This window comes from Xylanibacter rarus, from assembly GCF_001275135.1.
GTDB lineage: Bacteria > Bacteroidota > Bacteroidia > Bacteroidales > Bacteroidaceae > Prevotella > Prevotella rara.
Map to the genome: position 1 here is coordinate 1 of NZ_LFQU01000080.1, position 837 is coordinate 837.

Sequence of the window (837 nt, forward strand, 5' to 3'; positions counted from 1 at the left end):
GAACACGCGGTTGTTCATCACGCGGAGGAAGAACGAGCCTGTCAGGCAGCCTGCCGTACGGAAGATGAAGTAGAGGCTCGTGGCGAAGGCGGCGTCGTTAAGGCTCATACCAAGACGCTCTATAAGGAGCTTGGGCGCAGTGGTGTTGGTGCCGACGTCGATGCCTACATGGCACATAATGCCAAGGAAAGACAGAAGGACGATGGGCTTGCCGAGAAGGCGGAGGCAGTCGCCGAAGCCCGAAACCTTGCCCGCAGGGGCTTCTTCCTTAATGGGGGTTACCAGCAGAAGGAGCGTGGCAAGCACGCCTGCAACGAAGTATACCAGGAACAGAACGCGCCAGCCCATGCCCAGAGAAGGAAGCACGCCAGTGGCGCCCCACATGGCTATGTAGGGGGCGAGGAAAGAGGCGATGGCCTTGATGAACTGACCGAACGTAAGGGTGCTGGCAAGGTTGTCGCCGCGGATTACGGTCGAGATCAGCGGGTTGAGCGATGTCTGCATCAGGGTGTTGCCTATGCCGAGCAATGAGAACGACAGAAGCATTATGGCGAAGCTCTCGCCGAAGAGCGGAAGAACGAGCGACACGGCAGTCACGGCAAGAGACAGAAGCACCGTGTTCTTGCGCCCGATACGGTTCATAAGCATTCCTGTGGGCACTGAGAAGATAAGGAACCAGAAGAACACCAGCGAGGGGAACACGTTGGCGACGGAGTCGCTCAGCCCAAGGTCTGACTTCACGTAGTTGGAGGCGATGCCGACAAGGTCGACAAAACCCATGGCGAAGAAGCAGAACATCACAGGGATGAGATATATGGTCTTGGTTGATTTCATAAG

1 protein-coding gene is annotated in these 837 nt (G+C 56.9%); it reads right to left on the reverse strand.

Going from position 1 to position 837, the window contains the following annotated elements; all coding sequences use genetic code 11:
* On the reverse strand, positions 1–834 hold an 834-nt coding region (locus ACU52_RS14560; protein ID WP_053399329.1), incomplete at its 3' end, for an MFS transporter.
* Between the last annotated feature and the right edge of the window lie 3 nt (positions 835–837).